At 73.3% G+C, this 12,628-nt stretch carries 12 protein-coding genes and 1 pseudogene; 9 read left to right on the top strand and 4 right to left on the bottom strand.

The window, feature by feature from the left end:
* Positions 1 to 72: 72 nt before the first annotated feature.
* The 3 genes from ACIQVZ_RS36250 to ACIQVZ_RS36240 all read left to right on the top strand — a co-directional run bounded on the left by ACIQVZ_RS36250 (position 73) and on the right by ACIQVZ_RS36240 (position 2,737).
* The gene (locus tag ACIQVZ_RS36250) at positions 73 to 1,221 is read left to right on the top strand and encodes an ATP-NAD kinase family protein (protein ID WP_402456095.1); all 1,149 of its coding nucleotides are present in this window, start codon (positions 73 to 75) and stop codon (positions 1,219 to 1,221) included.
* Between the two features lie 66 nt (positions 1,222 to 1,287).
* Positions 1,288 to 2,034 (top strand): glucose 1-dehydrogenase, encoded by a 747-nt coding sequence (locus ACIQVZ_RS36245; protein WP_350884931.1) that lies wholly within the window; start codon positions 1,288 to 1,290, stop codon positions 2,032 to 2,034.
* Between the two features lie 49 nt (positions 2,035 to 2,083).
* Positions 2,084 to 2,737, top strand: a complete 654-nt coding sequence (locus ACIQVZ_RS36240) for a GntR family transcriptional regulator (protein ID WP_350884929.1) — start codon at positions 2,084 to 2,086, stop codon at positions 2,735 to 2,737.
* Positions 2,738 to 2,762: 25 nt separating this feature from the next.
* Here the strand turns inward: ACIQVZ_RS36240 and ACIQVZ_RS36235 are convergent, their stop codons facing one another.
* Both ACIQVZ_RS36235 and ACIQVZ_RS36230 read right to left on the bottom strand, forming a co-directional pair.
* Positions 2,763 to 3,500, bottom strand: a complete 738-nt coding sequence (locus ACIQVZ_RS36235; RefSeq protein ID WP_402456093.1) for an MgtC/SapB family protein — start codon at positions 3,498 to 3,500, stop codon at positions 2,763 to 2,765.
* 115 nt (positions 3,501 to 3,615) lie between these two features.
* A complete protein-coding gene (locus ACIQVZ_RS36230; protein WP_402456091.1) occupies positions 3,616 to 4,275 on the bottom strand; it encodes a ScbR family autoregulator-binding transcription factor in 660 nt (219 codons plus the stop codon).
* A 114-nt stretch (positions 4,276 to 4,389) separates the two neighbouring features.
* Here ACIQVZ_RS36230 and ACIQVZ_RS36225 point away from each other — a divergent pair, with 114 nt between their 5' ends.
* Entirely contained in the window at positions 4,390 to 5,349 is a 960-nt protein-coding gene (locus ACIQVZ_RS36225; protein WP_402456089.1) for a ScbA/BarX family gamma-butyrolactone biosynthesis protein, read from the top strand.
* A 249-nt stretch (positions 5,350 to 5,598) separates the two neighbouring features.
* On the top strand, positions 5,599 to 6,291 hold the full coding sequence (locus ACIQVZ_RS36220; RefSeq protein WP_350884921.1) for an HAD family phosphatase: 693 nt from the start codon (positions 5,599 to 5,601) through the stop codon (positions 6,289 to 6,291).
* A gap of 238 nt (positions 6,292 to 6,529) precedes the next feature.
* Here the strand turns inward: ACIQVZ_RS36220 and dhaL are convergent.
* Both dhaL and ACIQVZ_RS36210 read right to left on the bottom strand, forming a co-directional pair.
* A pseudogene (gene dhaL, locus ACIQVZ_RS36215) lies at positions 6,530 to 7,186 on the bottom strand (dihydroxyacetone kinase subunit DhaL); the annotation flags it as partial.
* Positions 7,183 to 8,220, bottom strand: a complete 1,038-nt coding sequence (locus ACIQVZ_RS36210; RefSeq protein WP_402456086.1) for a dihydroxyacetone kinase subunit DhaK — start codon at positions 8,218 to 8,220, stop codon at positions 7,183 to 7,185. The gene ACIQVZ_RS36210 and the pseudogene dhaL, both read right to left, overlap by 4 nt.
* 350 nt (positions 8,221 to 8,570) lie before the next feature.
* Here ACIQVZ_RS36210 and ACIQVZ_RS36205 point away from each other — a divergent pair, with 350 nt between their 5' ends.
* The 4 genes from ACIQVZ_RS36205 to ACIQVZ_RS36190 all read left to right on the top strand — a co-directional run bounded on the left by ACIQVZ_RS36205 (position 8,571) and on the right by ACIQVZ_RS36190 (position 12,618).
* Complete coding sequence (locus tag ACIQVZ_RS36205; protein ID WP_317620150.1) at positions 8,571 to 8,663, top strand: Ms4533A family Cys-rich leader peptide; 93 nt, start codon at positions 8,571 to 8,573, stop codon at positions 8,661 to 8,663.
* Between the two features lie 144 nt (positions 8,664 to 8,807).
* Positions 8,808 to 10,526 (top strand): ABC transporter substrate-binding protein, encoded by a 1,719-nt coding sequence (locus ACIQVZ_RS36200; protein ID WP_402456085.1) that lies wholly within the window; start codon positions 8,808 to 8,810, stop codon positions 10,524 to 10,526.
* 32 nt (positions 10,527 to 10,558) lie between these two features.
* Positions 10,559 to 11,632, top strand: a complete 1,074-nt coding sequence (locus ACIQVZ_RS36195) for an ABC transporter permease (RefSeq protein ID WP_402456083.1) — start codon at positions 10,559 to 10,561, stop codon at positions 11,630 to 11,632.
* Entirely contained in the window at positions 11,629 to 12,618 is a 990-nt protein-coding gene (locus tag ACIQVZ_RS36190; RefSeq protein WP_402456082.1) for an ABC transporter permease, read from the top strand. The genes ACIQVZ_RS36195 and ACIQVZ_RS36190 overlap by 4 nt, the downstream gene beginning before the upstream one ends.
* Positions 12,619 to 12,628: the final 10 nt, after the last annotated feature.

Below are 12,628 nucleotides of genomic sequence, written 5' to 3'. Positions count from 1 at the left end.
GGGGCCGGTCGTCCGACTCCCGCCGTCCGCCCGGCAGGCGGGGACCCGACGACCCGCCCCACCGTCGGGCTCGTGGTCAACCCGGTCGCCGGACTCGGCGGCCGGGTCGGCCTCAAGGGCAGCGACGGCGCCGAGGTCCAGCAGCGGGCCCGCACCCTCGGCGCCCGGCCGGCCGCGACCTCCCGCGCCGAACTGACGCTTCGTCAATTCACGGTGCTCGCAGCACAGTCGGCCTTGCTCACGGCGGCCGGGCCGATGGGCGAGGACGCGGCACGGGCGGCCGGCCTCGACGCGACGGTCGTCCACCGGCCCGCGGGCCCGGGCACCACCGCGGCGGACACCCGCGCGGCCGTCCGCGCCCTCGTCGCGGCCGGCGCCGGTCTGCTGCTGTTCTGCGGCGGCGACGGCACGGCCCGCGACGTCCTCGACGCGCTCGGGTCGCTCGGGTCGCTCGGCATGCTCGGCATGCTCGGTCCGGAGCCAGGACCGCCCGTCCTCGGCATCCCGGCCGGGGTCAAGATGCACTCCGCCGTCTTCGCCGTCCACCCCCGCGCCGCCGCCGAGGTGGCCGCGGCCTGGGCGAACGGCGGCGTCCGGCTGGTGTCCGCCGAGGTCGTGGACCGCGACGAGGCGGCGCTACGGGAGGGCCGGGTGTCCGCCCGCCTGCACGGGTGGCTGACCGTCCCGGTCCTGCCCGCCCGGGTCCAGCAGCGCAAGACCGGCAGTTCCGCCGCCGACCCCGAGGCACTGGGCGGCATCGCCGCCGAGGTCGCCGAACGCGTCGGCCCCGGCGGGCTGCTCGCCCTCGGCCCGGGAGGCACCACGCACGCCGTCGCCACCGCGCTCGGCGCGGCGGACGCCTGCCTGACCGGCGTCGACGTGCTCCGCCTCCAACCGGGCGGCGGCGCCCGCATCGTGCTCCGCGACGCCCGGGCCGACCAGCTGCTGGCCCTGCCCGCCGCCCCGTGGATCGCGCTCTCACCGATCGGCGGCCAGGGCTTCCTGCTCGGCCGCGGCAACCAGCAGTTCACCCCCGAACTGCTGCGCGCCACCGGCCGCGAGCGGCTGCTCGTCCTCGCCACCGAGGCGAAGCTCGCCGCCCTCGCGGGCCGCCCGCTGCTGCTGGACACCGGCGACCCGGAGCTGGACGATGCCCTGTCCGGGCACGTCCGGGTGATCACCGGCCGCCACGCCGCCGCCGTCTACCGCCTGACCGCCTGAAACCCGCCCCCCTGAGACCTCCTGAGCCCCCTGACACCCCTGACACCCCCTGAAGAGGAGCCCCCAGTGATCGACCTCCACGGCAAGCGCGCCATCGTCACCGGCGCCGCCTCCGGCATCGGCCGGGCCACCGCCGCGCTGCTGGCCGAACTCGGCGCGGCCGTCGTCCTCGCCGACCTCGACGCCGACCGCGGCGAACAGGCCGCCAAGGAGACCGGCGGCACCTTCGTCCGCTGCGACGTCTCCCAGCGCGCCGACTGCGAACGGGCCGTACGCACCGCCGTCGACCTGCACGGCGGCGTCGACGTGCTGTTCAACAACGCCGGGATCATCCGCCGGTCCACCGTCCGCGACATCGCCGACGACGACTGGGACCTGGTGATGGCCGTCAACGTCCGCTCCGTCATGCTGCTCAGCGGGCTGGTCGTGCCGCTGATGGCCGCGAACGGCGGCGGCAGCATCATCAACACCGGCTCCGGCTGGGGCATCCGGGGCGGCGGCCGGGCCGTCTCCTACTGCGCCTCCAAGGGCGCCGTCGTCAACATGACCCGGGCCATGGCCATCGACCACGGCCCCGACAACATCCGCGTCAACTGCGTGTGCCCCGGCGACACCAACACCGGTATGCTCGCCGAGGAGGCCCGCCAGCTCGGCGAGAGCCCGGACGCCTTCTACGCCGACGCCGCCGACCGACCGCTCGGCCGCATCGGCCAGCCTCGGGACATCGCCCAGACGGTCGCCTTCCTCGCCAGTGACGCCTCCACGTTCGTCAGCGGCGCGATCATCGCCGTGGACGGCGCCGGGACCGCCTGACCAGTCGCCCGGCCGGTACGCTACGGACCGAGGAAGAAGGGAAAGCCCGATGGCGATCGAGCGGCGTCCGCTGCGCGAACAGGTGAAGGACGAACTCCTGGAGCGGCTGGGCCACGGCCGGTTCACCCCCGGTGAGTCGATCAACGAGGTCCACCTCGCGGAGGAACTGGGCGTCAGCCGCACCCCGTTGCGCGAGGCGCTGATCAGTCTGGAGCGCGAAGGCATCATCACCAGCGAGCGCGGCAAGGGCTTTCGCTTCGCACCCACCGGTCGGCAGGAGTTCCTCGACCTCACGGCCATCCTGATCGCCCTGGAGTCGCTGGCGCTGCGGACCTCCGACCGTGCGCACCTCTCGGCCATCGCGCCCCGGCTGCTGGCGGAGGCCCGCGCCTTCTCCGCGCCCCAGGCCCCGCACGGCACCATAGAGCGCTACGACGACGCCTGGCACGCGCTGTTGCTCTCCGGCTGCTCCAACACCCGGCTGCGCGAGCTGATCGACTCGCTCAAACTCACCCTCCACCGCTACGAGCGGGTGGTCGTCGGTGACCACGAGATCCTCGAACGCGCCGCCGAGGAGCACGAGCGGATCGCCCAGTGCCTCCTCGACGACGACGTGGAACAGGCCGTCGCCGCCCTGGAGGCGAACTGGACCAGCGGCATGGAGCGGATCATGGAGCGCCTGCCGGCCCTCGGCGTCCGCTGACGCGCTCTCCCCCGCGGCCGGGACGTCACTCCTCGTCGGACCGGCCGCAGACGCAGGTCAGCACTCCGGCCACGGCCGCGATCTGCGCGGTGAGCCCGCCGGCGTCGCCCTGCCCCTGCACCGACAGGGCGATCTCGACGGGCTTCTCGGAGGCCTCGCCGGGCAGTTCCCCGTCCGTGCCGGACAGCGTGCGCAGCTCGAAGACGGCGAAGCCGGCCCGGGTGCACTGGTCCAGCACGTCCCGAAGCACCCCCCTGCCCGGACGGTAGACGATGCGGTACGAGACCGCCGGCCGGTGCAGCGCGGGCAGGCGGTTGAGCAACGGCCTGATCGCGTAGGACGCGAGGAAGTACGCCGCGACGGTCAGCGCCGCGAGCAGCGGCAGGCCCGCGGCCGCGGCGGAGCCCACCGCCGCGGTGAGCCAGATCGTGGCCGCCGTCGTCAGCCCCTGCACCCAGCCCCGGTGCACGAAGATCACCCCGGCGCCGATGAAGCCCAGCCCCGACACGATCTGCGCGGCCATCCGCGACGGGTCCAGCTCGACGGTGCCCGCGCGCATCACGTCGGCGAAACCGTACTTGCTCACCAGGGTGAACAGCGCCGCGCCGCTGCCCACCGTCGTGTACGTCCGCAGGCCGGCGGACTTCTGGCGGATCTGCCGCTCGACCCCGATCAGGCCGGAGAGCAGGAAGGCGAACAGGAACTCCAGTACCTGGACAGACCCCTGACCGGACGGCCCGGCCGCCCATTGAACCGCTGCCATAGCCCTGACGCCTCTTCTCCGCCGCTTACCGCCGGCCCCGGACGTGGTGATTCATGCTAGGGCCCGGTACCCGACGGCGCGGCCTCCTCCCGGAAGACGGGGGGTCGATTCCGCGTCAATTCCCGCCGTTTCCCCACCCGTCGGCGCGCACGGACGCCCTGGGCCGGACCGAGGCGAGCAGGGCGGCCGGGTCGGGGTTCTTCTGGAGCCCCGGCAGCAGCAGTTCCCACAGGTCGCACAGGCGCTCCTCGATGGTGCGCCGTCCGTCGATCGCGTCGGAGACGGTGTGCAGCCCGAAGAACGCGCAGATCACGCCGTGAGCCGCGGTCGACGGGTCGACCCGGGCGGCGAGCTCGCCCTCGCCGCCCGCCCGTTCGAGCAGGACGCGCACGGTGTCGATCCACCCCACGAACGGGACCGGGAGGTCGGCGTCGATGGCCGCCCGCTCGGACCAGAGCCGGGCGCCGGCCCGGACCACGACGTCGTCGCGGAAGGCCCGCGCCACCGCGAAGCTCAGCCGGACGAGTTGCTCCAGCGCCGGCACCGGCGTGCGGGTGTGGCGCGCGACGAGCTCCGGCCAGGTGGCGAAGTGCGCTTCGATCACGGCACGGGCCAGGTTCTCCTTGCTGGTGTAGTGGAAGTAGATGGCCCCGCTCGTCCTGCCGGAGGCCGCGCTGATGTCGCTGATGCTGGTGCCCGCGTACCCGCGTTCGTCGAACAAACGCGCAGCTGATTCGAGGACTGACCTCCGTGTCGTCTCCGCCCGATTCTGCACGCGCCTCTGCCTTTTCAAGATCACCCCGGCTTTTCGCACGCACTGTAGTGATCTGCGGGCCGGAGCGCCAACTGACGACATGCGAAACCAAGGAGATTGATATTTTCTGTAAATATGAAGATGCTGGATTTCCTCCCCTCCTCGGCGGCCCGGCATCCTGCCCGACCGCTCAGCTGGTCCCGCACGGTCCCCCGTGAACTGGTCCACCGCGCCGCCGTGGCGGAGGTGCTGCTGACCGACGTCCGGGCCCGAGGCGGCGACCGCTTCGAGGCAGCGGCCCAGTGGCCCCGCTCCCACCCGACCTTCCCGCGCGGACGCGGAGAGCGGCACGACCCGCTGATCGCCGTGGAGACCGCCCGTCAGCTGGGCATCTACCTGCCGCTGCGCCACTACGGCGTGCCGGCCGACACGCACCTGCTGATCACCGACGTGTCCTGCCGGGTCGACCCGGCGGCCGAACCGCGCGGTGACGGCCCGGCGGCGGTCCTCTGCCGGGCCCAGGTGCACGACCTGCGGACCTCGGCCGAAAACCACCGGCCCACCAGCATGCGGCTGCGGGTCGACTGCTCCGCGCGGGGAGTGGTGTTCGCCCGGATCGAGGGCGGCACGCGCTTCGTCGAACGGCCCGTCTACCCGGTCCTGCGCGGCACCGCGCTGGCCGGGGATCCCGCGGACTCCGGCCCGCCCCCCGACCCCCCGTCACCGACGGAGGTCGGCGTCGCCCTGCCCTCCGACGTGCTGGTGACGCGCGCGGGCGGCCGTTCACGCACGGGCAGCGGTTCGCGGGCGGACGATGCGCTCCTGATCTGCCCGGCCGATCCGGCGCACCCGTTCTTCTTCGACCACCCGTCCGACCACATGCCCGGCATGGTGTTGCTGGAGGCGGCCCGGCAGGCCGCGGCACTGCGGAGCGCGGGGCGGCTGTCGCACCCCGTCGACTACCGGATGAAGGCCGTGCGGTTCACCGAGTTCGCCCCCCTCCCGGAAGTCGACATCACCGAGTACGAGCATTTGTGCGTTTTTCATATTCGTCAGAACGGTCATATCACCGCCGCAGGGTCGTTGGGCTATTGAAGTAAAGACCCGGCAAATCTACGGCCGCCAAGTTTGACCGCGAAACATATCGATCGTAACGTTGCGATCGTTATGTTCCGGGTCGTTTTCTCCGGCCCGGACGCCGAGGCGCGTCGTTGTGCCGCACTCCAGATTCCGGCCCCGGACAGGTCGGCAAGCGGCGACGGCCCCAGGCCGTGGCCGCCCCCCTCGTCCCGACGCGCACTCCGGCGAATCCCACAGAGCCAATCCCACCTGAAGGGCGTAGGCATGACCGTGGAGAGAATCAACGACTGGACCCCTGCAGCCGTCGTCTTCGACTGCGACGGCACGCTGATGGACACCGAGTCGCACTGGCACCAGGCCCGTGCGGAGGTGCTGCGGGGCTACGGACTCACGGCCGGACCGGAGTTCACGGCGCGCGCGGCCGGGCTGCACTACTCGGACTGCGGGCGACTGATGGCCGAGACCGCCGGCGATCCCTCGCTCGCACCGGAGCTGACCGACCGGCTGCTGGCGAGCTTCCGGGCGCTCGTCGACGCCGACCCGGTCCCGATGCCGGGCGCGGCCGAACTGGTCGGCCGGCTCAGCGGGTTCGTCCCGCTGGCGGTCGCCAGCAACTGCCCGCGCGACGTGATCGAGGCCGGACTCGGCGGCGCCGGACTGCTCGAACACTTCGAGCACATCGTGGTCCCGGCCGAGGGGATCGGGCCCAAGCCGGCGCCGGACGTCTACCTGACCGCCGCCCGGCTGTGCGGCGCCGAGCCCACCGACTGCCTCGCCGTGGAGGACACCTTCTGCGGCATCCGCTCGGCCGTCCTGGCGGGGCTGCGGGTGATCGGTGTCGGACCGCACCCGTCGGCCGAGGCCCGGGAGGCGGTCGACCTGTGGGTCGCCACCCTGGGCGAGCCGGGACTGCTCGACTGGGTCCGGCGCCGGAGCGCTCTCGCCCTCACCAGCTGAGCAGCCCCTGGCCGGGCAGCCCCTGGCCGAGCAGCGCCCGGCGGAGCGCAAGCCGGCTGGGGAGCCGGCTGGGCGCCGCCCGGCCGGGGCCCAGCGGTCACGGTCCGGCGGGGGCCGGCTCGGGGCCGCACAGCGGATCGGGTCCGCCGAACGCGGTGTCGGTGGACGTGGTGTCGGTGGACGCGGCGTCGGTCGGCGCGGCGTCGGTGGACGCGCTGTCAGCAGCGCTGTCATCGCACAGCACGCCGTCCAGCGTCCGCGGCACCGCGTGCGCCGAGGCGAACAGCAGCGCGATGCCCACGGCGCCCGGGTCGGGCACTCCCGAGGCCCGTTCGCCGAGATAGCTGGCCCGGCCGCGGCGGGCCCGCAGGGCCCTGGTCCGGCGGACGCCCGCCGCGGCGGCGGCGGCGGCCGCCGCGAGGCAGTCGTCCGGGCGGGCATCGGGAGTGCAGCCGCGCAGGGCCAGGGCGGCCGGGTGCAGGGCGTCGACGAGCGTCTTGTCACCCGGCCGCGCCTCCCCCACCCGCTGGACGGCCTCCAGCGCCGCCGTCGCTCCCCGGGCGAGGGCCGGGCCGGTCAGCGGGCCGGTGCCGACGGCCGCCGCCAGCTCCTGGAGCACCAGGCCGAACAGCGGCCCGCTCGTCCCGCCGACCTCGTCCAGGAACGCGCCCGCCGCCGCGCCCAGCGGTACCGCCGCGGCCTGGCGCCCCGGTGGCAGCCGGTCCAGCGCGGCCAGGGCGCACCGCACGCCGGTGAGCAGATTGACGCCGAAGTCGCCGTCCCCGGCGGCCTGGTCGAGCCGGGTGAGCTCCTCCTCGGTGACCGCGACGGTCTCGGCGAACCGCCGCATCCAGCCCGCCGTGAAGACGCCGTCGAAGGCCTTCGTGCCCGTCATCTCCTGACCTCCTGGTGACCGGGGGCCGGCGCCGATTGCGCGACCGGCCAGGCCGCCGTGTACGCGGGGGCGTCGAGCAGCGCGAGCGTCTGTTCGTCGGCGGCCAGCAGGGTGATCGAGAACCCCCGCATGTCGAGGGCGGTGACGTAGTCGCCGACCAGGCTGCGCGCCAGGCGGCGCCCGCCGGTGTCCAGGACGGCGGCCAGTTCGTACAGGACCGCGTACAGCTCCAGGCCGGTGGTCGCGCCCAGCCCGTTGACCAGCGCGACGAGGGGGGCGCGGGCCGGGCGCAGCGCCTCCAGCAGGCGCAGCGCCATCCGGCCCACCAGGACGGCCAGTGGTTCGCATTCCAGGGAGAGTTCGGCCCGTTCGCCGTGGATGCCGACGCCGAACTCGACCGTCCGGTCCGACACCTCGAAGGCCGGCCGGCCGGTGGCCGGGGAGGTGTGTGCGGCGCCGGCCACCGCGATGCTGCGGCAACGCCCGGCCAACTCGGCTCCCAGAAGGGAGAGTTCCGCCAGTCCGAGGCCGAGGTCGGCGGCCGCTCCGAGGATCTTCTGCACCAGGACGGTGGCCGCCGTCCCGCGCCGGCCCGCGGCGACGGACTCGGACTCGGAGGCGAGGTCGTCGTCCACCAGGACCCTGGCGCACGGTATGCCCTGGCGGTGCAGCCGTTCGGCCGCGATGCCGAAGTTGATCCGGTCGCCGGTGTAGTTCTTCACGATGTGCAGGACGCCGTCCTCGCCGGCGACCGCGCGCGAGGCCTCGAAGATCTGCCGGTTGTGCGGTGAGGCGAAGATCCGGCCCGGGCAGGCGGCGTCGAGCATGCCCCGGCCGACGAATCCGACGTGCAGGGGCTCGTGCCCGGAGCCGCCGCCGGAGAGCAGTCCGACCCGGCGTCCGGGGGCCCGGTCACGGGCGCGGACGAATCCGAGGTCGGGGTCGTGGACGACGAGCGATGGGTGGGCCCGGGCGAATCCGGCGAGTGCGCTCGCCACCAGGGCGTCCTGATCGGTTTCGAGGTAAGGGGCCACGTCCGGCTCCGCTCGGTAGGGCGGCCGCGCTGCGCGCGATCGCCGATCACGTTCACCCATGCTTGGGCAGGCGCCCGCGCGCGGCAACCCGCAGACGGAGGTGCGCGAGGGCCCTGGACGGCCGCCCGGCGGGCGGTTGCGGGCCTTCGGGGCGCCGGCGCCCCGAAGGGTCGCGGCACCCACTCGGGTGATGTCGCGCCCGCCGGTCCGGTGGGCACGGGCCCCGGGTTTCCCCCGCTTCCGCGCGATCTCCCGGCGCCCGGGCCGTAATCCGTTCCCGGCGTTCCCGTGGCGGCCGGATGTTATCCGGAGTTTTGACATTCCGCTTAAAGTCATACAGTCTTCTCGGCATGTCTGACCGTCACCCGATCGAGTGCGCCGCCATTGAGCTGGCGCTGATCGGCGTGGCCGCGCACTGCGTTTCCGACAATCTCTGTCGCTGAATCCGCCTGTCCCGACGCGTAGCGGTGATCGCCGCCCCGGGACGTCGCCCCTTCCTGCGGGCGCGGTGCCGCTCACTCTCCTCACAGCCTCACTGTCGCCCGCCTTCCTCCGTACACCATCGGTAGCGAAAGGCCCCCTTTCCGATGTCTCGAACCACCTTCACCCCCCGCCACCTCGCCGCGGCGACCGTCACCGTCGCCCTGGCCGTCGCAGTGGCGGCGTGCGGACCGAAGGGCGAGGGCGGTGGAAGCGCCGGCAAGGACGCCGCACCGCAGCAGGGCGGCACCCTCACCGTCCTCAACCAGCTCCCCCAGGAGCAGTTCGACCCCGCACGGCTCTACACCTCCGGCGGCGGCAACGTCCCCTCCCTGGTCTTCCGCACCCTCACCACCCGCAACCGCGCCGACGGCGCGGCCGGCACCAAGGTCGTCCCCGACCTCGCCACCGACACCGGCACCCCCTCCGAGGGCGCCACCGTCTGGACGTACCACCTCAAGGACGGCCTGAAGTACGAGGACGGCTCGCCGATCACCACCGCCGATATCAAGTACGGCATCGAAAGGTCATTCGCCCCCGAACTCTCCGGCGGCGCACCGTTCCTGAGGGACTGGCTGGTCGGCGCCGCCGACTACCAGGGCCCGTACAAGGACGGCCGCACCCTGGACGCGATCGAGACGCCGGACGAGAAGACCATCGTCTTCCGCCTCAACAAGCCCGAGGGCGACTTCCCGTACCTGGCCACCCAGACGCAGTTCGCCCCCGTCCCGAAGGCCAAGGACACCGGGACGAAGTACCAGGAGCACCCCGTCTCCTCCGGCCCCTACCAGGTCGTCAAGAACGAGAACGACGGCGCACACCTCGTCCTCAAGCGCAACCCCAACTGGTCCGCGGCCAACGACGACCAGCGCAAGGCGTACCCGGACACCGTCGACGTGCAGTCCGGGCTCGACCCGGCGGTGATCAACCAGCGGCTCACCGCCGGCACCGGCGCCGACGCGGCCGCCGTCACCACCGACACCAACCTCGGCCCCTCCGAGCTCGCCCAGGTGAAGGACGACAAGGCCCTCGCCGCCCGCGTCGGCACCGGCCACTTCGGCTACGTCAACTACCTGGCGTTCAACCCCAAGGTCAAGCCCTTCGACAACCCCAAGGTCCGGCAGGCCGTCGCCTACGCGCTCAACCGCACCTCGGTCGTCAACGCCGCCGGCGGCTCCTCGCTCGCCGAGGCCGCCACCACCTACCTGCCCACCCAGGAGACCTTCGGGTACACGCCGTACGACCCGTTCCCGGCCGGCCCCACCGGAAACCCGGAGAAGGCCAAGGAACTGCTGAAGGAGGCCGGCTACCCGGACGGCCTGACCATCACGCTCACCCACTCCAGCGCCGCGGGGAAGGGCTACGGCCCGGACCTGGCCACCGCCGTCCAGGACGGCCTGAAGGCGGCCGGGATCACCGTCCAGCTCGACGCCCTGGACTCCACCAGGTACTCCAAGACGATCCACACCGTCAGCACCGAACCCGGCCTCTTCCTCTCCGGCTGGGGCGCCGACTGGCCCTCCGGCGGCCCGTTCCTCGCGCCGATCTTCGACGGCCGGCAGATCGTCACCGACGGCTACAACTTCAACTCCGCGCAGCTGGACGACCCGTCGGTGAACGACGAGATCGACCAGATCAACAAGATCACCGACCACGCCGAGGCCGCCAAGCGCTGGGGCGCCCTGGACAAGCGGATCGGCGACCAGGCCCTGACCGTCCCGCTGTTCCACCCCGTCTACAAGCGGCTGTCGGGCAAGGACGTCCGCAACATCGTCATCAGCGACTGGACGGGCGTGCTCGACATCTCCCAGGTCGCGGTCAAGTAGCGGACGGGATCGGACGGATCGGTCAGACAACCATGGCTCCACAGGAACCCCGGGCCGGGGAGGCCCTCGCGGCCTCCCCGGCCGCCGGGGGCCGGACGGTGTGGCGGCGGCTGCTCGCGCGGCGCGCCGTCCTCGCCGCCTGCCTCGTCATCGCCCTGCTCGCCCTGATCGCGGCAGCGGCACCGCTGCTCAGCGCGATCGAGGGCCAGGACCCCACCAGCTACCACAACGACCTGCTCGACTCGGCGGCCGGCGGGGTGCCCACCGGCTCCTTCGGCGGCGTCAGCGCCGAACACTGGCTCGGCGTCGAACCCGGCACCGGGCGCGACGTGTTCGCCCGGCTGGTCCACGGCGCCCGGATCTCGCTGCTCGTCGCCGTCGGCGCCACCCTCGTCCAGGTCACCATCGGCGTCCTGGTCGGCCTCGCCGCGGGCCTCGGCAGCCGGCTGCTCGACCAGCTGATCGGCAACACCACCGAGGTGATGCTCGCGCTGCCCACGCTGGTCTTCGCCATCTCGCTGATGGCCGTCGTGCCCTCCGACTTCCCCCGCCCGCTCCTGCTGACCCTGGTCATCGGGCTGCTCGGCTGGGCCGGCACCGCCCGGCTGGTCCGGGCGCAGACGCTCAGCCTCCGCCAGCTCGACTACGTGGCCGCGGCCCGGCTCGCCGGCGCCACCCGGTGGCGGATCGCCCGCCGGGAGCTGCTGCCGTCCCTGGCGGCGCCGGTCATCACCTACGCCGCGGTGCTGCTGCCGTCCAACGTGATCGCCGAGGCCGGGCTGTCCTTCCTCGGCGTGGGCGTCAAGCCGCCGACCTCGTCGTGGGGCCAGATGCTCTCCGGCGCGACCACCTGGTTCCGCGCCGACCCGATGTACGTGCTGCTCCCGTCCGCGCTGCTGTTCGCCACCGTGCTCGCCTTCACCGTGCTCGGCGACGCCGTCCGCACCGAGCTCGACCCCCGCGCGGCCTCCCGGCTGCGGGTCGGAACGGCGCGCGGCGCCGGCTCGTCGGGCAGCGACACGCCGGGCACCGCATCGCCGGGCGGCGGCACGCCGGACCCCGCCCGCCCCGGCCCGTCGACCACCGCCGAGGAGGCCCCCGCATGACCCGCTTCCTGCTCCGCAGGGCCATCGGCATGGTCGGCGTCCTGCTCGCCATCTCGCTGATCGTCTACGCGGTCTTCTACATCGCCCCCGGCGACCCCGCCCAGCTGGCCTGCGGCGAGAAGTGCAGCCCCGCCCAGGTCCTCCAGGTGCGCGAACGCCTCGGCCTCGACGCACCGGTCTACCTCCAGTACGCCCACTTCCTCCAGGGCGTCGTCGCCGGCCGCGACTTCAGCGCCGGGACGGGCCTGCTGCACTGCCCGGCGCCGTGCCTGGGCGTCTCCTACCGCAGCGGCGAGCAGGTCACCGACATGATCGCCGCCCGGCTCCCGGTGACGGCCTCGCTGGCACTCGGCGCGATGGTGCTCTGGCTGGCCCTCGGGGTCGGCACCGGGCTGCTCTCCGCGCTGCGCCGGGGCCGGCTCGGCGAGCGGCTGCTGACCGCGCTGACGCTGGCCGGCAACTCCATCCCGGTCTTCGTCATCGGCCTGGTGCTGCTCATCGTCCTGTGCGCCCAGCTCCAGTGGCTGCCGTTCCCGAGCTACGTACCGCTCACCGAGGACCCGCAGCAGTGGTTCTGGGGCCTGCTGCTGCCCTGGGTCTCGCTCGCGCTCATCGAGTCCGCCAAGTACGCCCGGCTGACCCGCTCGTCCATGCTGGAGATCCTCGCCGACGACCACATCCGGACCTTCCGGGCGTACGGCGTCAGCGAGCGGCGCCTGGTGACCAGGCACGCGCTGCGCGGCGCGCTCACCCCGGTGATCGCGCTCACCGCCATGGACCTCGGGACGATGTTCGGGTCCGCCGTGCTGACCGAGTCGCTGTTCGGGCTCCCCGGGCTCGGCAAGCTGCTGGTCAGCTCGGTCAGCCTGATCGACCTGCCGACCGTCGTCGGCCTCACCCTCGTCACCGGGTTCGCCGTGGTCCTCGCCAACGTCGTCGCGGACGTGCTCTACGCGGTGACCGATCGAAGGGTGGTCCTGACGTGAGCGCCGAACC

It is taken from the genome of Kitasatospora sp. NPDC098663, assembly GCF_044760075.1.
Taxonomy (GTDB): domain Bacteria; phylum Actinomycetota; class Actinomycetes; order Streptomycetales; family Streptomycetaceae; genus Kitasatospora.
The sequence above is the reverse complement of the archived record's forward strand: the minus strand, read 5'-3'. Positions and strand labels throughout refer to the sequence as shown.